The organism is Brachyspira pulli, from assembly GCF_036997785.1.
Taxonomy (GTDB): Bacteria; Spirochaetota; Brachyspiria; order Brachyspirales; family Brachyspiraceae; genus Brachyspira; species Brachyspira pulli.
The window spans coordinates 19901-44345 of record NZ_JAWLQI010000017.1 but is presented as its reverse complement, the minus strand read 5'-3'; the positions used below and the strand labels follow the sequence as shown (position 1 = coordinate 44345).

General features: G+C 27.5%; 24 protein-coding genes. 16 read left to right on the top strand and 8 right to left on the bottom strand.

Annotated elements, in window-relative coordinates; translation table 11 throughout:
• The first annotated feature begins 2 nt into the window (after positions 1-2).
• Positions 3-551: a hypothetical protein gene (locus tag R4K56_RS05620; protein ID WP_335772067.1), complete on the top strand. Its 549-nt coding sequence runs from the start codon at positions 3-5 to the stop codon at positions 549-551.
• An 87-nt stretch (positions 552-638) separates the two neighbouring features.
• Here R4K56_RS05620 and R4K56_RS05615 read toward each other — a convergent pair whose 3' ends face one another.
• Positions 639-1706: a M42 family metallopeptidase gene (locus R4K56_RS05615; RefSeq protein WP_335772068.1), complete on the bottom strand. Its 1068-nt coding sequence runs from the start codon at positions 1704-1706 to the stop codon at positions 639-641.
• Between the two features lie 779 nt (positions 1707-2485).
• Between R4K56_RS05615 and R4K56_RS05610 the strand changes: the two genes are divergently transcribed.
• The 4 genes from R4K56_RS05610 to rnhA are packed head-to-tail and all read left to right on the top strand — an operon-like array spanning position 2486 to position 4919.
• The gene (locus R4K56_RS05610; RefSeq protein WP_335770188.1) at positions 2486-2965 is read left to right on the top strand and encodes a chemotaxis protein CheW; all 480 of its coding nucleotides are present in this window, start codon (positions 2486-2488) and stop codon (positions 2963-2965) included.
• 3 nt (positions 2966-2968) lie between these two features.
• Positions 2969-3340 (top strand): 30S ribosome-binding factor RbfA, encoded by a 372-nt coding sequence (gene rbfA, locus R4K56_RS05605; protein ID WP_297300156.1) that lies wholly within the window; start codon positions 2969-2971, stop codon positions 3338-3340.
• A gap of 56 nt (positions 3341-3396) precedes the next feature.
• On the top strand, positions 3397-4425 hold the full coding sequence (locus tag R4K56_RS05600; RefSeq protein WP_418233499.1) for a DHH family phosphoesterase: 1029 nt from the start codon (positions 3397-3399) through the stop codon (positions 4423-4425).
• 2 nt (positions 4426-4427) lie between these two features.
• Entirely contained in the window at positions 4428-4919 is a 492-nt protein-coding gene (gene rnhA, locus R4K56_RS05595; RefSeq protein ID WP_335772070.1) for a ribonuclease HI, read from the top strand.
• A gap of 1 nt (position 4920) precedes the next feature.
• Here rnhA and R4K56_RS05590 read toward each other — a convergent pair whose 3' ends face one another.
• Entirely contained in the window at positions 4921-5337 is a 417-nt protein-coding gene (locus R4K56_RS05590; RefSeq protein ID WP_335772071.1) for a DUF2992 family protein, read from the bottom strand.
• A 367-nt stretch (positions 5338-5704) separates the two neighbouring features.
• Between R4K56_RS05590 and R4K56_RS05585 the strand changes: the two genes are divergently transcribed.
• From R4K56_RS05585 to R4K56_RS05560, 6 genes are all read left to right on the top strand, one after another.
• Positions 5705-6745 carry an ABC transporter permease gene (locus R4K56_RS05585; protein WP_335757559.1) on the top strand — a complete coding sequence of 347 codons (1041 nt, stop codon included), beginning with the start codon at positions 5705-5707 and terminating at the stop codon, positions 6743-6745.
• Position 6746: 1 nt separating this feature from the next.
• Entirely contained in the window at positions 6747-8150 is a 1404-nt protein-coding gene (locus R4K56_RS05580; RefSeq protein ID WP_335772072.1) for an ABC transporter permease, read from the top strand.
• Between the two features lie 4 nt (positions 8151-8154).
• Positions 8155-8604 carry a hypothetical protein gene (locus R4K56_RS05575; RefSeq protein ID WP_335770183.1) on the top strand — a complete coding sequence of 150 codons (450 nt, stop codon included), beginning with the start codon at positions 8155-8157 and terminating at the stop codon, positions 8602-8604.
• Between the two features lie 191 nt (positions 8605-8795).
• Positions 8796-9119: an Asp-tRNA(Asn)/Glu-tRNA(Gln) amidotransferase subunit GatC gene (gene gatC / locus R4K56_RS05570; RefSeq protein ID WP_297300144.1), complete on the top strand. Its 324-nt coding sequence runs from the start codon at positions 8796-8798 to the stop codon at positions 9117-9119.
• Positions 9120-9154: 35 nt separating this feature from the next.
• Complete coding sequence (lepB, locus tag R4K56_RS05565; RefSeq protein WP_335757556.1) at positions 9155-9886, top strand: signal peptidase I; 732 nt, start codon at positions 9155-9157, stop codon at positions 9884-9886.
• A gap of 39 nt (positions 9887-9925) precedes the next feature.
• A complete protein-coding gene (locus R4K56_RS05560) occupies positions 9926-11167 on the top strand; it encodes an MFS transporter (RefSeq protein WP_335772073.1) in 1242 nt (413 codons plus the stop codon).
• A gap of 625 nt (positions 11168-11792) precedes the next feature.
• Here the strand turns inward: R4K56_RS05560 and trpB are convergent.
• Positions 11793-13046 carry a tryptophan synthase subunit beta gene (gene trpB / locus R4K56_RS05555; protein ID WP_335772074.1) on the bottom strand — a complete coding sequence of 418 codons (1254 nt, stop codon included), beginning with the start codon at positions 13044-13046 and terminating at the stop codon, positions 11793-11795.
• Between the two features lie 158 nt (positions 13047-13204).
• Here trpB and R4K56_RS05550 point away from each other — a divergent pair, with 158 nt between their 5' ends.
• The 3 genes from R4K56_RS05550 to R4K56_RS05540 are packed head-to-tail and all read left to right on the top strand — an operon-like array spanning position 13205 to position 16098.
• Complete coding sequence (locus R4K56_RS05550; protein WP_335772075.1) at positions 13205-15259, top strand: tetratricopeptide repeat protein; 2055 nt, start codon at positions 13205-13207, stop codon at positions 15257-15259.
• A 57-nt stretch (positions 15260-15316) separates the two neighbouring features.
• Positions 15317-15652 carry a hypothetical protein gene (locus R4K56_RS05545; protein ID WP_335759396.1) on the top strand — a complete coding sequence of 112 codons (336 nt, stop codon included), beginning with the start codon at positions 15317-15319 and terminating at the stop codon, positions 15650-15652.
• Positions 15653-15666: 14 nt separating this feature from the next.
• Complete coding sequence (locus tag R4K56_RS05540) at positions 15667-16098, top strand: flavodoxin domain-containing protein (protein ID WP_335757551.1); 432 nt, start codon at positions 15667-15669, stop codon at positions 16096-16098.
• 752 nt (positions 16099-16850) lie between these two features.
• Here R4K56_RS05540 and R4K56_RS05535 read toward each other — a convergent pair.
• From R4K56_RS05535 to R4K56_RS05515, 5 genes are all read right to left on the bottom strand, one after another.
• On the bottom strand, positions 16851-18101 hold the full coding sequence (locus tag R4K56_RS05535) for an LptF/LptG family permease (RefSeq protein ID WP_335772076.1): 1251 nt from the start codon (positions 18099-18101) through the stop codon (positions 16851-16853).
• A gap of 3 nt (positions 18102-18104) precedes the next feature.
• A complete protein-coding gene (locus R4K56_RS05530; protein WP_335757670.1) occupies positions 18105-18671 on the bottom strand; it encodes a hypothetical protein in 567 nt (188 codons plus the stop codon).
• Positions 18671-19777 (bottom strand): signal peptide peptidase SppA, encoded by a 1107-nt coding sequence (sppA, locus tag R4K56_RS05525; RefSeq protein WP_335772077.1) that lies wholly within the window; start codon positions 19775-19777, stop codon positions 18671-18673. Before sppA ends, R4K56_RS05530 begins: the two co-directional genes overlap by 1 nt.
• Complete coding sequence (locus R4K56_RS05520) at positions 19672-21561, bottom strand: ribonuclease J (protein ID WP_335772078.1); 1890 nt, start codon at positions 21559-21561, stop codon at positions 19672-19674. Before R4K56_RS05520 ends, sppA begins: the two co-directional genes overlap by 106 nt.
• 265 nt (positions 21562-21826) lie before the next feature.
• Positions 21827-23428: a TolB-like translocation protein gene (locus R4K56_RS05515; RefSeq protein ID WP_335772079.1), complete on the bottom strand. Its 1602-nt coding sequence runs from the start codon at positions 23426-23428 to the stop codon at positions 21827-21829.
• A 146-nt stretch (positions 23429-23574) separates the two neighbouring features.
• On the opposite strand from R4K56_RS05515, the gene R4K56_RS05510 reads away from it, so the two are divergent.
• Positions 23575-23997 carry a hypothetical protein gene (locus tag R4K56_RS05510; RefSeq protein WP_297299182.1) on the top strand — a complete coding sequence of 141 codons (423 nt, stop codon included), beginning with the start codon at positions 23575-23577 and terminating at the stop codon, positions 23995-23997.
• A 68-nt stretch (positions 23998-24065) separates the two neighbouring features.
• Complete coding sequence (locus R4K56_RS05505; RefSeq protein ID WP_297299183.1) at positions 24066-24422, top strand: FMN-binding protein; 357 nt, start codon at positions 24066-24068, stop codon at positions 24420-24422.
• The last annotated feature ends 23 nt before the right edge of the window (positions 24423-24445 follow it).

Here is a 24445-nt window from a genome sequence, read left to right as displayed (position 1 = left end):
ATTTGCCAAGAGAAGTTTATGACCCTAAAAAACCAGAATTAGAGTTTTACAATAATAGAGAAACAAAGCCGCCTGCGCCTAAGAGAGAAGTAAGCATTTTTGCAAGAAAATGGTTTATGTTTTTATACGGAACTTTTCTTACTTTATTAGTAATAGCTCTGCTTCTTTATAAAAGAGGTTTTTTTAATAATATACCATATTTTAGTGCTTTAAAAACAAGCGTACCTATAGAAGTAAAGATTAATAATCTTGAATATTATGATGATGAGGCAGTGCTTGTTACAATAGAAGTGGAAAATAATAATTATACAAATTCTATTAATGTAGAAAATTTAAAAGCTTCTTTATCATTATATAAAAATAAGAAATTAATATTTACCGGTGATGATTCTTTTTATGATGTTAAATTTCCATTGGGGCAAAGAATCGGATTTAAAATGAGTTTTGATCAAAATTATTGGCATGAGGCTAATAAATTGGAAGTTATATTAAATTTTGATACGAATTTGACTACAACTAATAATATAGATATAAGGCATTTAAAAAAATAGAATATATTTTTAGTAATAAATAGTAAAACGGCATTAAATTTCATAAAGAAATATAATGCCGTTTTTTATTATGTAATTTTTTATAAATTAAAATTCTTTTATTTTTTCTTTATTTAGAGTTTTTATCAATGCTTTGGCTATCTCTATAGAAGCAATTATATCATCATAAGAAGCATAACAATAATGACTATGAGCATATCTTGTAGCAACACCTAAAACAACGCTTGGAGAGCCTAAATTAGTTTTATGATAAACAGCACCATTAGTAGAACCTTTTTCACGTACTATAACTTGATGAGCTAAATTATTTTTCTTTGCTATTTCTATAGTATATTTATTTAATCTAGGATTAGTGATCATGCCTCCATCAATTACTCTAAGCTGAGAACCTTTTCCAATTGCTCCATGTGCTCTGTCACCATAATAGAAAGTATCATCAGCAGGAGAACCTTCAAATACTATAACTAAATCAGGTTTTACTTTATTTGCAGCAACTGCAGCACCTCTGGCTCCTACTTCCTCTTGTGATGTCATCATTCCAACTAAATTAACATCTAATTTTTCATCTTTTAATGCTTTTAAAGTTTCTATGACACATAAAGCACCAACTCTATTATCTATTGCTTTTGCACATATACTTTTAGTTCTTTCATCATATCTGAAATCAACATCAGGTACAATAGGATCGCCTATTTCTATTCCGAATACTTTTTCAGTTTCTTCTTTGCTTCTAGTTCCAACATCGATATACATATCCTGTAGGGTAGGTAAGCGTCTTCTTTCTTCATCAGTCATAAAATGAGGAGGTTTTGAACCTATAACTCCTTTAACATATTCTCCAGAAGAAGATTTTATCACAACGGAATTTGATACTATATTAGGTATATGCCAGCCTCCTAATGTTATAAATGATAAAGTACCATTATTATTGATATGTTCTACCATAAATCCTATTTCATCTATATGACAGTCTAGTCCTACAATAGGTTTGTTTTTATCTATTTTTTGTAATCCTAAATATAGATTATTTATAGAATCTCTTTCATTATCTATAAATGAAGTATTATTTTTTATAACATTTATAACATCATCTTCAAAACCAGAAGGGCCAAATGCATTGCTCAAATCTTTCATTAAGTTTAAAATGTCATTCATAAAAAATCCTTAGTATAAAATTTATTTGCAAATATAATAAATTATTTGTATAAAATATCAATTAAGTATTTATAAAATTGGAGTTATATATACCTAAACAAATATACTTTGTCAAAAATAAATTTATGTTTTGGTTTTATATTTGGGGCTTTGCCCCAAACCCCCACTTCTTTTGCGACTGAAAGGAGTGCCTGCGACCATAGGAAGTCCTTTAGGGTGGTGTTGCCACAAAGAAGCTTATATCCTCGATAAACTCGGATACGCTTCGCGAAAGGCTACATTTGGGCTTTAATTAATAAATTATTTTATATGTAAGACAATTTTAGTATGATTTAGTACTAATTCTATCCTTGCACTTTTTGCAACTTTGACGAAGTCCGCAGAGCGTATGCGGCGGGAAAAAGAACAACAAAAAAATTGACAAACTCTAAAATTTTTAGTATATACTCAAATGATTTTAGTTTGTAAAATTATTTTTATATTGTTATTATTTTTTGAGACTAGCCACTTATGAAGTACATATAGTGCAGAACTCCAGTTCTTTATAATGTACAGGAACTTGCAAGAAGTAATTGTTTAGGTATATATTAATTTTTACTAATTATTATAGTTGTAAATATTATGTTAATTAATTTTTATTGTTTTTTATACAATTAATTTTTGAAATTTATTGTTTTTTTATTTAATATGATATAAAATGTTATCAAAAGAAATAAGAAATTCACTTGACTTATGTACATTATATATTATAATTTATAGTACAATTTAAAGGAGTTAACATGAGTAGTGCCATATCAAATCAAATACTTGTATTTAAGATAAATAATGAATTATACGGAATAGATATTCTCAAAGTTCAAGAAATATTGAATTTTATGCAGCCATCTCCAATTCCAAACTGCCCAGATTATTTGAAAGGTATTATTAATTTGAGAGGTACTATTATTCTTGTTATAGATTTAAGAGCTAGATTCCATTTTGATGAGCCTATGAACCCAGAAAACTGCGTTATTGTAGTTGTAGCAATAGGTGATAAAAAATACGGTTTAGTTGTTGACTCTGTATCTGACGTACTTACTATAAGCAATGAAAATATACAAGAAGATATAGACATGCATGTAGGTATAGACAGCAGATATATTATGGGATTGGTAAAAGCTAATGAACAAATGATCATCTTAGTTGATATAGATAAAGTATTTATAAAAGATGAACTTGATGATTTAAGCACAGCTATCAATAATTCTATAGTAAAATAATATATGTCATCACATAGAATACTTAGAGTAAACGAAAATATTAAACAGACTCTCTCTATGATTATAATGAGAGAGATAGAAGACCCAAGAATTAAGAATAATCTTGTAACTATTACTAGGGTAGATACTGCTAAAGATTTAAAAACAGCAAAGGTTTATTTTGTATGTCTTAATGAAGATAAGCAAAATGAGGTTCTTAATGGTCTTAATAGTGCTAAAGGTGTAATATTTTCATATCTTAGAAAACAGCTTACTATTAGATATGTTCCTAATTTAACATTTTATTATGATAAGAATCTAATAGAAACCAATAAAGTATTAACTGATATAAAAAATTTGGATATTCCTGAAGTATCTAACGATTTTGATAATTAATATTTCTATTTATTATTAATTTATTAAGAGGTATTTTAATGTTTTTTAAAAAAACTATGAAAGAAGATAATAAAACTGTATCAAAAATTGAGAATGATGAGAAAATAAATACTACAAAAAAACAAATATTAGATAGATTATCAAAAGCATCTGATATTACTATAACAGGACATAGAAATCCTGATTGTGATTGTGTATGTTCTGGTTTGGGTTTATCTTTACTTATAAAAAATGTTTTTAATAAAAATGCTGTAGTTGTTAATACAGATAAAATGCAAAGAGATTTGCAGAATGTTTTATTGATTGATAATGTAATATTTGAAGTTACTCCGGAAACATTGCCTAAAAAAGATGTTTTAGTTGTACTTGATTCAGGAGATATAGACAGAATAGGCTGGATTGCAGATATTACAAATGAATATAATGAAGTTATATTTATAGACCATCATAAAGTTAGAAACCTTAAAGGTGTTACTATGTTTTATGATGATACTACTGCAGGTGCAACTTGTGAAATAATATTTGATATATTCCAAGATTATACAGAAAAAATGGATTCTACTATAGCTACATTGTTATATTCCGGCATTTGTACAGATACAGGCAGTTTTATATTCAGCAATACAACAGAAAGAACATTACTTTTCGGCTCTAAATTGATGAAAATAGGAGTTATGCAAGAGAATATTGGTAATGTTGTAAGAAAGAGATATACTAGAAATGATGTTTCTGCTCTAATGGAAATATATAGAAGAATGATAATAGACTATGATAAGAAAATAGGCTATATATGCTTGGGTGATACTATTTGCGGAATAAACACTAAAGAACTTGGAGTAAGTGCTTCTGATACATTAATACAAATGGACGATGTATTAATTGGTTTTATAGTTCATGAAAATGAAGACAGTTTCAGAGTTAGTATGAGAAGCAGATCTGTAAAAGATATTAGAGAAGTTGCTGAAAGTTTCGGCGGCGGCGGTCACCCTAAAGCATCCGGTTTTACAGTATCAAAGAAAGATTATACAAAAGAAAAACTCATTCAGGAATTAAAAGATAAATTGATTAACTTATTAGATTCATAATTATGGCAATGGATAATATTATAATATATACAGACGGCGGCTGCAGAGGAAATCCCGGTCTTGGAGCTTGGGGAGCTATACTCATAAGTGAAAAACATAATTTGCGTCTTGAAATAGGAGAAAGCGAAGATAATGTTACTAATAATAAAATGGAGATGAAAGCTGCCATAAAAGCCCTTGAAAGGTTAAAAAATTCTCATAATATAAAACTTTACAGTGACAGTGCTTATTTAATTAACGGAATGACTAAATGGATATATTCATGGCAGAAAAATAATTGGATAAAAAGTGATAAGAAGCCTGTTGAAAATAAAGAATATTGGCTTAGATTAATAGAATTATCAAGTAAACATAACATAGAATTTATAAAAGTTAAAGGTCATTCAACTAATAAAGAAAATAATCGTGCAGATGAAATAGTTAATATTTTGATGGATAAGCATATAGAAACCGGAAAAACAGCTTCTTATAGTGAAAAAACAGCATATAATTGATTCAAGCTTTTATTTTTTGTTTAGCAGTCTTTTTCTTTTCCTGCTTTATAACAAGAGGACGTTCTTTTTGAGACTTTTTAGTTTTTACTATTGTAGTTTTTCTTTCTGTTTTAGGTTTTGATGATTTAACAGATTTTTTTAGAGAAGTTTTCTTTTCTGAAGATATTATAGTTTCTTTTTTCTTTCTCTGTCTTTTAGGTTTTTCAGCCGGCTTTTCAATGATAGAAGTATGAAATTTTAATTTATCTAAATTTTTTAAAAGATAATTATGTATTTCTTTGTCTGAAGGCTCTGTTATAAAAATAATTTTACATGTTTCATGTTTATTATCTCCAATGCGTTCATATAAACATATCCAGAATGGATTTTCAAATAAAACAGTAATATTTATTTTTATACTTATCTTAATCTTACTCATTATTAATCTCTTATTATATTTATCGAAATTATAAAAATATACAATAGACATTTATTTTACTTTGTTTTTCTTTAGAGTGTATTTACATACCCCGCCCTTTATGCTTTATTATTTGAATAGTAATTACGAATTTATTATTCTTAAATAGCGAAATAAAAAAGCATGCCCACCCAAGTTTGTATTAAATTTATAATCTATTTTACGCACGGTTAATGATTTTTTATAATTAATCTTATTTTGAATTATAATTTATCTATATATTTAGTGCCGTTTACCGTGCGGTGAAATAGTTATCATAATTTAATTAACATAATAAGTCTTTACAATTTTTACTCTTTTTAGTATAATATTTTGAAAGGATTATATTATGTTTACTTATTTTGTGATTAAACGCATATTAAAAGGCATAGTCATGTTTGTAATATTAATGTTTATGTCTTCTGCTATATTCAATACAGTTAGTGAAAAAACTCTAAAGGCACAAATAGAAGAAAATATTAATGCTGAAGTTAGAGGCTTAAGCAATATGCGTACTGAGGATGTTGCTAATTTTATAAAAGAGAGAAGAGCGTACTATTATGATATATATTGGCTTAATAGAAGTATAGGAGAAAGGATATTTATACGAGCTATTAATACAATAACATTTCAATTTGGAAAATCTACTATTATGATGGATTCAAATGGAAATAGGGAAGTTATAAAAATAATAGGAGAGGCATTACCTCGTTCAATAATACTTTTTACAACGGCGTCAGTTATACAAATGATAATAGGTTTAATCATAGGACTTATAAAAGCTAGAAAGGCTGGAGGATTATTTGACAGAACCACAAGCATTATAACAATGATAGTTTATGGTATGCCTACTTGGTGGCTTTCTATGATATTGATAATGGTATTAGTTTATAAATTTAATTTGTTTCCTTCCGGAGGTGTTCATTCAATACCAATTCCTACAGGCATAATGTATTATTTGGATATGTTATGGCATATGTCATTACCTCTTATTACATTAACTTTAATAGGTTTCTGGGGACTTTCATTTGTTGTAAGAAATATAGTATTGTCAACATTGCAGGAAGATTATATTATGGCAGCACGTGCAAGAGGTATATCAGAAAAATCTGTTTTACTCGGACATACTTTAAGAAGTTCAGCTCCTCCAATAGTAACTATAACTTTATTGGGATTACTTGGTTCTATTGCAGGATCAATTATATTTGAAGGTATATTCTCTTGGCCTGGTTTAGGTAATTTGTATTGGATATCAGTTCAGCAAAATGATATACCAGTGTTAATGGGAAATTTGGCTATAACAACTGCACTTTATCAATTCGGATTAGTGGTTCTTGATATATCTTATGGATTCTTAGATCCTAGAATAAAAGTTGGAGGTAAGTTATAAAATGCAAAGTAATATTAATAAAAAACTTTCTCCAATAATAGAATTCTTTAATGAATTTAAAAAAGATAAAGCGGGCGTAGTAGGTTTATGTATATTGATTCTAGCAATATTGGTTTCATTATTAGAACCTTTGCTTTTAACTTATAAAGAAGCACCTAAACGTTGGAGAGATATAACTTATTGGCAGGACAATCCAGCTTCAGCACCTCCTGAATGGCTTAATTTTTTTCAAAAGGAAAAATCATCTATTACAACAGATATAAAACCATTAAGTGTTGAAACTAATTATGTAGATAATCAATTAACTTATAAAGCAGTATTTGAATATGATTATAAATTTGATAAGTCTCCAGTAGATTTAATTTTCCATGCTAATGTTAATGGTTCTACCGGCTTAATATGGAATGTAACAAGACCAGATGGAGCAGTAATAACACTTTCTGATAGTTTACATAATATAAACGGCGATTTAAGAATATCAGCTTTTAATGATTCAAAGAATAGAATATTTAGATTTTACAGAGAGTCCGTTCCAAGAATATTAGCAAGACAAATAGATACTCTTACGACCAATCCAATGAAAATACTTTTTAACACAAAAAAAGATGATATGGCTAAAGATTTTAAAGCTTTAAAAGGAGTTTATAAATTTGAAATAAGCGGTAAATTTTCATACCCTAATTCAAGTTTTGAAAATCCTTATATAGTGTTGGTTGGTTCTATGTCTGGTATAATGGGAACGGATAATATGAAGCGTGATATATTTTCCGGACTTATATCGGGTCTTAAATGGGCATTATTTATTGGTATAGCAACAAGTTTTATATCAGTTATAATCGGTGTAATGTATGGAATAGTATCAGCGTATTTCGGAGGATTTGTTGATAATGTTATGCAGTTTATTTATCAAATATTTATAGGAATTCCTGTACTTCCGGTAATGATAGTTATGAGTGCAATATTTAAGCCTAGTATATGGACTATGATTACTATGATGATATTTTTTTCTTGGACTGGTTCTGTTATGACTGTACGTTCAATGGCTATGCAGCTTAAAGAAGAAACATATATTGAGGCAGCAAGAACTATTGGGGCAGGACATTTCAGAATAATATTTAATCATTTAGCACCATTGCTTTTACCTTTTTCATTTGCTTCTATGGCTTTGGCTGTGCCTTCGGCTATAGTTTATGAATCTTCATTATCATTGCTTGGTCTTGGCGATGCTACTATAGTTACTTGGGGACAGATTCTGCATGATGCTATGAAAGGTTCAGCAGTATTGTCTGGTCTTTGGTGGTGGATAATACCTCCAGGAATTTTAATTGCAATTTTAGGTATGTCATTTGCATTTTTAGGTTTTGCTTTAGATAAAATACTTCACCCTAAACTTAGGAGTAGATAAAAACATGAAAAATAAGTTTATAGTTTGTTTATTGATGCTGTTTATTGTGTCATGTTATGATAGTCATTATAAAGTTATTGAGTTTGTACCTGTTGATTCAACTAAATCTTTTTCTATATTAGGTTATTGCGTACCAGCTCCTCAATATGCTTTTAATGTTAAATATGCTATTGTTAATAGAACTATAGCTGAGTCTAATTTTGATTATAATAATATGAATTATACTTACAGAGCTTCAAAAAATTTAGAAGAGCTTTTATATTTTTATGATGTTCTATATGATTATAAAAAATTGGTAGATGAAGAAACCGACATAGAAATAACAATACAAACGAATGACAGAGAAGAATATATTGCATATTGGAATGTTGATGGAATATATTATTCTTTATTTGCTAAAGATGATATAGAAGAATTATCTTTAGATCTTATGATGAGTAAAGCTTTAGAATAATATAAGTCTATTATTTTAATAATAAATTAGTATTTTTATCATGTATATTTATATATCAATATTTAATAAAAAATATATTAAAAGTTCATAAATTTTTTGATAAATAATTATATATTAAAAAATTACAAACTATTGAAAAAATATTGATTATAATATATTATATTTGTAATTATAATTTTAAGGATATAATAATGACTACAGATAGAGAAGAATTAGAAGCACTTTTATATCAAACAAGATTAAGAATAGAAGATAATCAAAAAGATGAAATGTTAAATAGATTAAATAAAGACTTAGAGTTTATAGAAGGATTATTTGAAGTTAATGTTGATAATATAGATCCTTTATACCATGTTATTGACTTACCTGAATATTTAAGAGAAGATGTACCAGGTGAAACTTTGAATAATGAAGTTATAATGGATTTATGCCGCAGCGGTGAATATGGTTATATAGTAGTTCCTGCTGTTCCTGCCGCTTTAGAAAACAGCGAACACCACGCTAAAAAATCTTAAAAATTATTTTGTTTTATAGAGGTCATCAATTATAGATGAATTATTCTTATGATAGAGAAGAATTAAAAAAAGAAAAGCGTAATGCTATTAAAGCTATATTAAAACCTTTTATATTTATTTATTATAGAAGCAATAGTTTATTATATAGAGCTGTTGCAAGACTTATTTTAGGTTTTATTATAGCATTTATTATATTTGGTATTTTTACTTTATTTATTAGAATTGACAGAATGAAAAGTTCTACAATGATGAATACCATTGAACAAAATGATGTATTAATTACTTCTAAATTAAGATATGCTATTGCCTTAAGACCATTTGTTTCATCTCTTACAGGAAAGACTATAGTTTTTTCAAGACCTAAAAGGGGTGATATAGTATTTATGATAGATCCAAGAACGAAAAGAGAATTTTTTCTTAAAAGATTTGTTTCTTATTTTGTTTATTTTGCTTCTTTTGGAAATGCTAATATATCGAAGACTAGATACTTAATAAAAAGGGTTGTAGGTCTTCCTGGAGAAACGATAGAAATAAGAGATAAAGCTGTTTATATTAATGGAGAAATGCTTAATGAACCTTGGGCTAATATAGATTCTGACGGCAGGATATTAGATGCTGAAATTTCAACAAGGGATAATTTTGGCCCTCATATTATAGGTTATAATGAGTATTTTGTATTATCAGATAACAGAGATTATGGATATGACAGCAGAGATTTTGGCAATGTTCCTTTTGCTAATATAGACGGAAAAGTCATTTCTAAATAAATTAAATATAAAAAATAAATTATTATACAGAGTTTTTTTATGAAACTTAATTATACTCATACATTATATGCTAGTTATATAGGATATATAACTCAGGCTATAATTAATATTTTTCCTCCTTTAGTCTTTATAATGTTTCAAAAAGATTTTAATATATCATTAACTCAAATAGGACTGCTTTCATCTTTTAATTTTGGCATTCAAATGCTTATAGATTTTTTGGCAATTAAATTTATAGATAAAATAGGTTATAGAATACCAATAGTTTCAGCACATATATTTTCTGCTTTAGGATTATTTTTACTTGGCATACTTCCTTTTTATATAGAGCCTTATTTAGGTATATTAATATGTTTTTTTATTAATGCTATAAGCGGAGGATTGATAGAGGTTTTAGTTAGTCCTATTGTAGAGGCACTTCCAGATAAACAAAAAACTAAAGCTGTGAATATACTTCATTCATTTTACTGCTGGGGTTCAATGCTAGTAGTTATAGTTTCAACATTGTATTTTAATATATTCGGTATTGAAAATTGGAGATATATGTCAATGATTTGGGCTATTATACCATTTTGTAATATATTTCTTTTTGCCAATGTACCTCTTAATGTTTTGAAAACTCATGAAGATAATATGAAAAGTGATAACACTGTATCTATAAGAAAGTTATTATCTGTAAAAATAGTTTTACTATTTGTTATACTTATGATATGTGCTGGTGCTAGTGAACAATCTATTGCACAATGGGTATCATTATTTGCAGAAGTAGGTCTTAATGTTAATAAAACTGTAGGTGATATATTTGGTGCTTGTATGTTTGCATTCTGTATGGGTATAGTAAGATTAATTTATGGAATGAAATCTGAAAGTATCAATATAGAAAAAGCATTGATAATATCATCTTTATTCTGTGTTTTTGGTTATATTGTAACAGTATTCAGTCCATATCCTTTTTTATCATTAATAGGCTGCGGAATATCAGGTTTATCAGTTGCTATAATGTGGCCTTCAGTATTTTCTCTTGCATCAAAGACTTATAATAAAGGCGGAACTGCCATGTTTGCTATGCTTGCCTTAGCTGGGGATATAGGCTGTTCTATAGGGCCCGGTATTGTAGGTATTGTTTCAAATAATAAAAATATTTCTGATAAATTTAGTGCTATTATAGTAAATTCAGATTCTATACAAATAGGATTAAAAATAGGTATATTATTTGCTATAATCTTTCCTGTGATTATGTTTGTAGTTTTGGTTTTATTTAAAAATAGAAAAAGAGCTTAATTTTCAGTATATACCTAAACAACTATATTTTGTCAAAAATAAATTTATATTTTTGATTTTATATCTGGGGCTTTGCCCACCGCGAAGCGTACCCGTAGGGTAAGACCCTACTTCTTTTGCGACTGAAAGGAGTGCCTTTGGCGTGCCACAAAGAAGCAAAAAGGTTACATTTGAGCTTTAATTTAATAAATTATCTTACATATAATACAATTTTAGTATGATTTAGTACTAATTTTATACCTTGCACTTTTTGGTTCTTTTTGCGGCGGGAAAAAGAACAATAAAAAAATTGACAAACTTAAAAATTTTCAGTATATACCTAAAATTTTTAAGTTTGTCAACCGCGAGCTGCGGCACCTTTCCGCACGGTATCACTTATTCTTAACGAAAGTACTCTATATGTGCGGTTGATTACTTATTATTATACAAAATCAATAATATATCTTGAAAGTAAAACATATATCATAAATATTAGAAATATTTTGACTCATAAAAAATTATAATTTACATTTATAAAAATGTGAAAATTGACAAAGTATATTTGTTTAAGTATATATAAAAATAGGTTTTTGATATTAATAAATAATATACAAAAACCTATAATAAAAAATATATATATCGGAGGCTAAAATTTGTGAACATCTATGTTCTTTTCTAATCTGTCTAATTCACTTTTTAGGAACTCTTTCCATTTTTCTGCTCTAAAAATAGGAGAGGTTATGAATATATCTTTATCTCCTCTGCCTGACATATTAACTATAATTACATCATCTTTTGTATATTGCTTTGCATACTCCATTGCTTTTGCCCCGGCATGGGCACTTTCTAAGGCAAATATAACACCTTCATTTTTAGCAAACTCTTTTACAGCATTTATTGCTTCTTGGTCTGTAGCATAAGTAAATTCTATTCTTCCGGATTCTCCTAAATAAGCAAGCTGAGGGCCAACTCCTGGATAATCTAATCCTGCAGATATAGACATTGTTTCTGATATTTCTCCATTTTCTTTTAATATGAATTTACTCATATAACCTTGAGCAGCAATATCTTTAGCATAAGGATTTTGCATTCTAATAGCATTCTCTCCAAGATTCATACTTATTCCGCCGGCTTCAACTGCTATTAATTTTGGATTTTCTTTTTCTATAAATGGTTCAAAGAATCCTATAGCATTAGAACCGCCGCCTACACATGCTATCATAGCTTTTACATTTAAGTTCTTTTCTTGTATTTGTTTTTCTAATTCCCTTCCTATTACTGATTGGAAAGTCCTCACTATATCAGGATAAGGGCTAGGGCCTACGGCACTTCCAAGTAAATAGTGCGTATCTTTTAAATCTTTAACCCAATCTTCTAATGCCATATCAACTGCATCTTTAAGTCCGCGTCCGCCTCTTGTTACTGATACTACATTGGCACCGTATAATTCCATAGATGCTACATTAGGCTGTTGTCTTTTTACATCTATTTCACCCATATAAATAGAACATTCAAGTCCTAATTTAGCACAAGCAGCAGCAGTGGCTATTCCATGCTGACCAGCACCAGTTTCTGCAATAATCTTCTTCTTTCCCATTTTCTTTGCTAATAAAGCCTGTCCTATGGAATTGTTAATCTTATGAGCTCCTGTATTTGCTAGTCCTTCTAATTTTACGTATATTTTTGCTCCGCCTATTTTTTCTGATAAATTTTTAGCATACATTAATGGCGTAGGTCTTCCTACAAAATCAGCTCTTAATTCTTCAAGTTCGCTTAAAAATTCTTTGTCGTTAATATAATGATTAAATGCTTCTTCTAATTCTATTAATAATTTTTCTAGTGCTTCTGGAACAAATCTTCCCCCAAATTTTCCAAAGAAACCTTTTTGGCTATTTTTCATTTTTATAATTCCTTATATCCTTTTTATTAGAAATATTACTTTATACAGTAATAATATCATATACTTAAAAATTGTCAATATATTTTTTAGTTTTTTATTTATATTATTAGAAAATAGTTTATAATTAAGTATAATATGTTCTAATTGGGAGTAATTTCGTGGTAAAAGATAGAATAGAGAGTTTATTTGGACAAGCCAGATATTATTTTAATTTGGAAAAATATTCTTCGGCACTTAGAATATATTTAAAAATAATAAACTATTTTGAAAATTATTCTTCTGAATTAGACAGCAATTATAAAGACAGATATTTTTCACGCAGTTATTATAAAACAGCATTAACATTATATTATTTGAATAGATATGAGGAATCTATTGAGTATTACAGCAAAGCAATAGAAGTTAATCCTATATATGAAAAAGCTTTTATTAATAAAGGTATAATACTTGCTAAATTAATGGCATTTGATGAGGCTTTATATTCATTCAATATGGCATTAGAAATAAATGATAAATCAGAAATATGTTATTTTAATATTGGTATCATATATTCAAAATTAGAACGCTATGAAGATGCTTTATTTTATTTTAATAAGGCTTCAGAACTTGGATATGATTATGCTTATTTAAATATTGCAATAGTTTTGGAGAAGCTTGGAAAAATAGATGAAGCATTCAAACTATATAATAAGGCTATGGAAATAAATAAATCTTTAGAGATTGTTTATTTAAATAAGGCTAGTTTGCTTATTAATATAAAGAGATATAAAGAAGCTATAGAGTGTTTGGATAATGCACTTACTATTTTGAATGAGAAGAATTCCAAAGGCGATACTATTATAAAAAATAAAGAACATGTTGAGTATATAGAAATTGATGTTATCGGAGATGATACGATATACGACAGAATATATTTTTTTAAATCAGAAGCATTGATAGGCTTAGAACAATATGATTATGCTTTAAAAATTTTATTTGATATAAAAGGATCAAGAAGTTTTAATATATTTAATATAATATCAAGATTTATAGAGCATATAAAAATAGAAAAATTAATAGATATAATATTGGAAGAAGGAAGTTTTTGGACTGAAGAAAAAGAGGAATATTTTAATTTTATAGTTAGAGATATAGAGTATAAAAAAAGACATAAAGTAAAAATATTGTGGATATTGCAATATTTGTTTTTATATTTAATATCAGTAAAAGATAATGATAAAATTAATGAGATATCACATTACACAAGCATAGAAGTTTTTAATGAAATGGCTTTTGATAAAAGATATGATAAATTAGATAATACAAAATATAAAACTTATATAAAGAAAAATAAATTAAGAATGACAAGCATAAAAAATGCGAATGATCCTAAAGAGGGTAAGATATTAATGCAGCTTCTTAGGAATAATAATATCAATTCAAAATACGGCAATATTAATAATTTTATAGCATTGCAAACATCATTCAGCAGATGTAAAGATTCTCTTACTATGTATAGATTATATGGTAAATATGATAATAAAGAAGGTACGGGCTGCTGTTTAGTATTTGATAAATCCTTCTTTGATATTTCTTTCAATAATTGCGGATCTGGTATTTTATTCTCATTTTCTTATGATAAAAATAATTATTCTAATATAGAATTTTATGAGGAACAAACCTTGCCTTTATATTTTGTTTTGTATTATAACTTGAAAAAAAATGAAATAATATTTAATCCATGCGAATCGGATTATGATAATCTTATTATTGATTTAAATAAAGAATATACTGTTTGGAATGAAGGAAGCAGATTTTATGATAAATTAAAAAATAATATAGGGTATGTATTTTATTCTATGTTTAGAGTAATAAAAGAATTCAATTCTGATGAACTTTCATTAGCATATCAGTTGCTTATGAATATGCAATACCTAATAAAAGATTCTTCATTTATAGAGGAACAGGAAATGCGTATTATACAGCTTGTTGAATATGGAAGCAATCCTTTGCATATTGATGATAATATGAAGCGTTCTTATAAAAATTATCTTTATATATTTGATAATAAGGCTTTGAAAGAAGTGATATTAGCTCCTAAAGTTGAAGATGCAGATTTTCTATTGGAAAAGTTTAATGATAGACTTGCGAAGGCTACTAATATATACAATTCAAAAAATATGAAGCATAAATATAAAATAAATGTTTATATTTCAAATGCACCTATATCTTGACAAATATATATTAATAATTATAATTTCATTAAAAAATATATATTTTGGGATTTTGTTATGAAAAAAATAATTCTTATTTTATGTGTAATTTTTTCTATATTTGCAGTTTCTTGTGAAAAAGATAAAAAGTCTATTGATAGTTTAACAGATAAAATAAATGAAAAAATAGATGAAGCTTCAAAAGCAGCACAAGACGGAGTTAAAAAAGCTGGAAAGGTTACAGAAAAAGCTTTAGATGAAGCGTCTAAGGCAGTTGAAGACGGAATGGAAAACATTGATACTGATAAAATTTTAAATAATGCTTCTAAGGCTTTAGAAGACGGATTAAAAAAAGCTAATGAAGGTATAGATAAAGCTGCAGAAGAATTATCTAATGCAGTTAAAAATAATTAATAAGAGAAGTTTTTATGTCAAAAAAAATTGCTATGGTAGTATGGAGCAAAACAGGCAATACTAGGTTAATGTCTAAAGCTATAAAAGAAGGTGCTGAGAGTAAAGGGGCAGAAGTAGAAGTTTTTAAAGCTTATAATTTCGATATAGATGCTGCTAAAAGTTATGATTGTATAGCTTTAGGCTGTCCTGCTATGGGTGCTGAAATTTTAGAAGATACAGAATTTCTTCCAATGTATGAAATGGTTAAACCTTATTTAAAAGATAAAAAGATATTCATATTCGGTTCTTATAGTTGGGGCGATGGAAAGTGGATGCGTGATTGGAAAGAAGATATTTTGAAAAATGGAGTTACTTTATTTAGAGAACCTATTATAGCTAGAGAAAAACCAACTGATGATATATTGGAAGAACTTAGAAAAGTAGGCGAGGATTTAGCTCTTTCATAAATTATCTATATTCAGTATTAAATTAATAAATATTGTTATTATCAATCTATAAATCATAAATTTATCCTACTATAGATTAAATTTATAGTGGGATAAATTATATTGTTATTCTTATTGTAATCAATGAAAAACATAAATAAGTTATTAAAACTATTTATAATGGAATAGTATATACCTAAACAACTATATTTTGTCAAAAATAAATTTATATTTTTGTTTTTATATCTGGGGCTTTGCCCCATACCCCAGTTCTTTTACCGAGTAGGTACCTTTCGGTATTGGTATAAAAGAACCAAAAAAACTGCATTTTTACTCCAAATCTAGGTTATACCCTACATTTAATACACATATTTTTAATATAAAGTTCTAGTAATTGCGTTTTCGCAAAGCGTATCCGAGCTTGTCGAGGATATAAGCAACTTTGGCGAAGCCCGCAGAGCGTGTGCGGCAAAAAAGTTGATAATATTACATAATGTGCAGTAGTCGGCAAAATGAAATCGTTTCAGTATATACTAAAAATTTTTAAGCTTGTCAACCGCGAGCTGCGGCACCTTCCCGCACGGCACTGTTTCATCTTATCAAATGCCCACTATACGTGCGGTTGATTACTTATTATTGTACAATAATAAGTAATTTATATTACATATAAAACATATTTGATCAATATTAAATAATATTTTATACTGTTAATAAACAAAAATTAGATTTACAAAAAAGTAAAAATTGACAAAATATAGTTGCTTAAGTATATATTATTTTCCTCTGCTGAAGAAAGATCTAATCATGAAGAATGCTCCCATCATAGCCAAAACTATATTAGGGAACCACATAGCCAGCATAGGAGGAACTTTTTTACCTCCAGCTATAAGTTCTGCTGCTGTTATAAGTAAATAATATATTACAACTACTATTACAGATATTCCGAATCCAAATCCTTTACCGCTTCTTTTACCAACTATACCTAAAGGAGCACCTATCAATACCATGAATAAACAAGCAGCAGGTATTGAAATAAATTTATGAAACTCTATGTAATAGAAATATGGAACAGCTTCATTAATAGCTTTTTCTCTTATTGCCGTTAATTCTGCAGCATTGGTTTTTATATATTCATTAGAAAAAGTTGTTAAGTCTGTTTTATTCTTAAGACCTTTATATGAGTTATTTATCATTCCGCTTATTTGTTCATCTACAGATTTATTTGCATTCAATTTTGCATCATTAATTTTTTCTCTTATTTTCCAAGAAGGCATTTCCCTTAAGCCTCTTTCATGTGATGTCAATGTACTTACATTTCTGATAATATTTATATCCATAGAATCAAATACTGTATAATCATTTGATACAAAACCATAATCAGGCATTTCTTGTACTATACCATCATATAATGTTAAAGTAACAACTTGGGAATTAGCTTCATTATTTCTCCATAATCCATATTTAGCAGTTATAACTCTTTTTGTCTTAGAAGCATCATATATAACAACATTTGATATACTTTTATCATCAGCATATTTTGCTCCTATTGATAATCCTAAATCATCTATTCTTGAGAATTCTAATTTACCAACTGCAATAGAAGGTCTAATATTTACCATATATGATATTAAAGCTCTGTATCTGTAATTTGATTCTGACATAATAACATTATTAAAGAATAATGAGAATACAAATGTAATTACTCCAAGTATTATTATAGGCATATATATTCTCATATGTGGAAAGCCCAATGCACGCATTACTATTATTTCATTATCAGAAGAAAGCCTTCCATATCCTATAATACTTGCCATTAAAATTGACATAGGTATTGTGATACCAATATTAAAAGGAAGCATATAAAGAAATGTTTCAAGAGACATCCATAAAGGTGCCCCATTATTCATTATAAGCCTTATTAATTCAGGTAAAAGCTGTATTACAAATATAAATGTAAAAAATAAAATCCCAGCTAGAAATGGGCCTATAGTTTCAGTTATAATATATTTTGTAATTTTATTCATATCTTATATAACGCTTATAATACTTCCAAATATTAATATTGCTAATGATAAATAAGTTAAGTAATCACATATCACTGGTGCTAATAAAACTAAAATAGCTTTAAATGAGCTTTTTATATTATATGAATATTTAATATTATTATAAAGCAAAATTATATAATATAATTGTAATATTATTAATGCTGCTGTTTGTATAAAATAAACAGTAGAAAATTTGCCAAATATTAATGTTATAGGAAGTATAAAAATAAATATTCCATATATACCAAAACAGTTATTAATAAAAGTTGTTATATTTTTTTTGTCATTATTTTTAAAAAATACTGATGCTGTAAGATTAATTATTGCTATTTTTACTATATTAGTAACAGTTATATAAGCAGCCAGTCCAAAAGACAATATAAATAAATCTAATATATTGCTTTTTGAAGGTGAAATATATAACATTGCTGTTGCAATACTCAATACAGAAAGCAAATATATTAAAAATGATGATTCAAAATTAATTGATTTTCTTATAGCATATTTTGGACGCATTATGTATAAATATATAGCTCTTGATATTTTCATTAGTTTTCTCCAATATAATTTGGAATATAAATATACATAGGAACACCAATATATTTACTATTCATTATCTCTTCATAAGGTATAGGAAGTGAAGATTTAGGCTTTATTGAATCTGATATTCCAGAAATAAACATATTTAATATATTAACATTTTTTTCAGGTTTTTTTACTATAAAAGGTTCTTCATCTTCTATGCCGCCCATTTTAGCAGCATCTTTTATAGCATCTTGTAATGTTCCTATAGAATCTATTAATCCTATTTCTAATGCTTTTTTACCGCTGAATACTCTGCCGTCAAATATATCTTTTCTATTTCCTTTTATTTTATCTCCTCTTGATTGTTCTACAACATTAGTAAATTGAGCAACAAATTCATCGGTCATATCCTGCCAATAAGCTAATTCATCTTCTCTTGGTTCTCTGAAAGGTGATAAAGAATCCTTGTTTCTTCCGCTTTTGATTGTGTACATTTTTACGCCGTATTTATCCATCAATTCTGAAACATTAAGAAATTGAGATATAACTCCGATACTTCCAGTAAGCGTAGATTCATTAGCATATATTTTGTCAGCTATCATTGATATATAATATCCTCCGCTTGCCGCCATACTTCTGAATGAAGCTACTACAGGTTTTTTATATTTTTCTTTTAAATTTTGTAAATATTTTAATGCTTCCTCACAAGAAGTTAAAGCTCCTCCTGGACTATCTACTTGTAAAACTATCGCTTTTACATTAGGATTTTCCATATAATATTTAAAATCTTCCATAAGTGCTTCAGTTACAGATGGATATTCAAAACCTATACTGCTTTTTCTTTTTGAATGAGTGATTACTCCAGTTAAATCTATAATGGCAATTCCTTCTTTCATTATAGAATTTCCGGATATTGCTGAATTAAAACTGCTTGTTATTTGTATAGGTGATGTTTTATTTTCATTATTAGAGAAAATTCCTAATATTCCTATAATTACTGATGCTAAAATAAGTGCTGTGAATATTAGCTCTCTTTTACCGCTTTTTTCTTTTTTGATTTTGTTCTTTTTATCTGAGCCGTTTTCTTCATTATTGTTTTCTTGATTCTCTTTTTCTTCTTCGTATGACATTTTACTTCCTCCTCATTTACTATTATGCCATTTGTTTGTTCATTATTAATACTATCTTCAGTACCATCTTCTTGTTTTTCTATATATACATGATCCATATATAAGCATACAAATATTACAGGTTCTCTGCCTATAATCTGTATGAATTTTTTTCTTAATGCTTCTCTTACTTCATATTTTATTGTAGATGGTGTTCTTTTATTTCTATTTAATAATTTTCTTACAGCTTCTGTTGCTGAATTTATTCCTTCTTCTCTTAATTGCTCAGTTTTGTTTATTATTCCGTCTTTTTCTCCGCCATTATATGTAAATCCTTTACTTTCAAGATCTACTTTTATATCATACTGCCCAGTATTATTTTTCTTCGCTACTACATTAGCAACAACTACACCATTAAGAGATAATTGTTCTCTGTCATAAAAAATGCTTTCTTCTAAATCTCCAACGCCTTTTCCATCAACATATATATTTCTGATTTCTATTGGTTCAGCCATTTTTGCTTCTAAGGTTTCATCTATTTCAAGTACATCGCCATTATATAGTAAGAAACCTTTAGTATCTAAACCATTTAAATTTTCAACTAATTTTATATGAGTTATTAAATGTCTTTTTTCTCCATGTATAGGAATAAAATATTTTGGTTTCACTAATCTATACATCAATTTTAAATCTTCGCTTGAAGCATGTCCGGATACATGAAGTAATTTTTTATCCTCTCCAACCATTTTTGCACCTAGATCGAATAAATTATTAATCATTCTAGTAACAGCCATTTCATTGCCTGGTATAACGCTTGATGAGAATATTACCATATCACCATCTTCTACTTTAATATGTTTATGTGCTTCAGCTGCTATAAGTGATAATGATGAATAAGGTTCCCCTTGTGTACCAGTAGTTATGCATACTATTTTTTCTCTTGGATATCTGTTTATTTTATCTATAGGAATCACTATATCATAAAGATTTAAGTATCCCATATCCTGAGCTATTTTAGTAAACTTTATTAAACTTCTTCCAGAGAATGCTACATATTTATTATTAACTTTTGCTGCAGTTACTAAATCCTGTATTCTTTCTATACTGCTTGCAAATACTGCTACAATTATCATTCCGTCTTCATAAGCGAATAGGGGAGTCATATTATTTTGAACTACACTTTCACTCATAGAGAAACCTTCTCTCTGACAGTTTGTTGAGTCGGCAAGCATTAAAAGAACACCATTCTCACCGTATTCAGCAAATTTATAAAGGTCTATAAATTTATCGGTGCTAGGATTTAAGTCTATTTTAAAATCACCAGTATGTATTATAACTCCAAGAGGTGTAGTTATAGCAATTCCCACACCATCTGGTATACTATGATTAACCCTTATAAATTCTATATCGAAATTCATACCTAATTGTATTTTATTTCTAGGCTCAACTTCGTATAGTTTGGCATTTTTATATTCGTTTTTATAATCATTGAGTTTAGCTTGTACAAAAGCTATTGTTAATCTTGAGCCGTATATTGGTATGTCTGGAAATTTTCTTAAAAAATGCGGTATAGCTCCTATATGATCTTCATGACCATGAGTAAGAATAAGTCCCATTACATTTTTATCTTCTAAATATGAAGTATCAGGTATAACATAATCTATTCCCAACATATGGTATCTAGGGAACATAAAACCGCAATCAACTACTAAAACTTCATTTCCGTATTCAATAACTGTCATATTCATACCAATTTCTTGTACGCCGCCAAGTGGTATTATTCTTATTTTATCATTACTATTCATTAAACAACTACTTTATTTTTTATTTTCAATTAATAATCACATTTCAAACCATATTTTTTATTTTAACTATAAAAAAATATTAAGTCAAGTTATAAAAATATGCTGAAATATATTGATTTGATTTTACTATATAAAACCAGATATATGTATATTTAGTGAATATAAAATAAATTGATATTAATTATTTAAAATTGTAATGCGTAATCTATTATTATGAAAATAATAAATTACGCATTTTTTATATATGATAGTATTATATTTATTTTTAATTATTTAATATAACACCATTTTTTATGATAAATATATTTTTTCCGTCGGAAACTATTGATATAGCTTCGTTTTGATTATTATCTAAATCTGATACATATTCATATCCGCCAAATTCTCTTCTTAAAGAAGCATCTTTGTTCAATATGAAATAATATTGTTTTCCAAGTCTTTCAGCAGTGAATGCGAATGAATCTCCTAAAAACTTGAATGATTTTATATTATTATAAGCAGGGCTTTCAAAATTATTTGCTATGATATATTCTCTTTCGTTTTTAGTAGCATTATAAACTAAATTATTATTTGTAGAGAAATATATATCATTTATTTGATCATAATTTTTAGGTATTCTTTTTCCATTAACTACTATAAAAGATACTCCATTAGTTTGAGCACCATAAGCTAATATGCTGCTGTCATCAGAATATTTATAATTATGTATCATGTCATAGTTAGTGGTCATATTTCCGCCTACATATAATTGCATAGTATCATTTGAATTGATGCTTACAAATACCAAAGTTTTTCCATTAGGTGAGAATGACATATTAGTTACTAAATTAAATTCTCCATAATTTCTTCCATTTGCTATAACACTTGTCATAATAAATTCATTTGTTACTATATTATTTGTAGATTCAGCAGCTGGAGGTAATGAAGGTATTTCATTATATACTATATTAGTAATAACATTAGTTACAGTTATTAATGCTATTGTATTTGACTGACCTTTAACAGTTACGCCTACTTCATTAGTGTATACGCTTATATTTGAAAGATTATAGTTTGTAATAGTAGTTGTGTTTGTTACTATTTCATTGGTCATTTCATTTGTAAAATTATTTGTAAGAGTGAGGTTGGTCATATCATTTGTGTTTATATTAGTTTGAGGCAATAGTTTAACAGCATAAGCTATACTGTTATTATTATAAGAAACAACATCATCTACTAAATTGAATCCTTCACTGTCAGCACTACCAGTAAATATAGTAACATTTCCTTCATTTTCTATTACATATACTATATTATTTCCGTCATTTGAAAATTTAACTCTGTCGGCTTTAGCAGGTAAGCTCTTTTCTTCTCCATTAATATTTATAAAATACTGTCCGTCTCTTGAATATGAAAAGGCATAGGAATTATCATTAATAACACTGTCGAATAATTCAGAATATTGTACTTTAGCTTCTCCGTTTATAACGGCTATACCATAATCCATTAATCTTGTAAATATTATGGAGTTATTTCCGGAAAATATTGTTCTCTCTATAGAATCAAATTCTTGTTCAATATTTCCATATATAACAACCCACATATCTTTTCCAAGCGAACTTTTTAACATAGTAGCAACTAAAGTTTCATTTGGAAGTATTTTTATGATACCGGCATCCTTATATCCGGATAATCTGGAATTTTTATAAACTATATCAAAAGTTTTTCCTTCATTTGCCGTATTTTTTTCTATTATAATAGCATAATTAGTTTCTGATAATATATATGAGTTATTTAACTTTTCCCCATTTTGAAAAGTATATATTTGGGTAAAAGCTTTTGTATATAATAATAAAAATATGGTTGTTACAATATATAATCTTTTCATAATAATTCCCAATAATATTATAAATATTTTTTTATATAATCGGAACAATTGTACTCTAAAATTAATTATTATGTAAAATTATATGCTTAAAAAAAATTAAAATTTGACGATTATTGTAGAAGCATTTTTTTATATTGGGAGGGTATATGAAATACAGCTATATATTTATATTAATTTTTACTTTATTAATATCATGCAAATCCGTTGAAAAGAATACTGCTCAGGCTGTAAATATTAATTTTAATGAAGGCTGGGTGAACGAGAATAAATTTATAGCTACATCTATAGGTTATCCGAATGGCTATGCCGCAACAAAAGAAGATATGAAAACAAGTGCTTTTAATGCTGCTTTAGCTTTATCAAAAGTAAAAATAGAAAATGCTTTCATAAAAGAACTTCCTAATAAAAGAGATGATAATAGAGAATTGAGAGATGTTGTAGAAAAATATATAAAGGTAGAATATTCCAGTTTTGTGGACGGAAGATATTATCAGTTAAAAACAACTGTAGAATATGAGAATTTACTTTCTTTACTTAGACAGGGTAATATAAAAAAAATAATGAATTAATTTACATATATTTTACTTTTTTATGTATGAAAAGTTTTTTAAAAAAACTATATAAAAAGGGGAAAAATATGAGCCTTAAAAAAATGTTTATTTTAGTTGTAGCAGTTGTTTTTGCTGCTAGTATGTTCTTATTTGCTCAAGCTAAAGTTGATTTAGCTAAAGTACCAGACGGCACATACTTAGGTAATTATAAAGCTACTTATAAGACTAAACAGGGTGATTATCAAGCTAAAGTAACTGTTGCTGGTGGTAAATTAACAAAAGTTGTATTAACAAAATGTGCACACAGTTCTGGTCCTGCTAGAGGAAAAGCTGCTTATGACAAAATGATCAAAGCTAATAACATTTATGTTGACGGTGTAAGCGGTGCTACTTGGACTGCATTAGTAGAAGATGCATTAACAAAATTAACTCCTGCTAAGTAATTAATTAAAAAATCTTCTCGGCG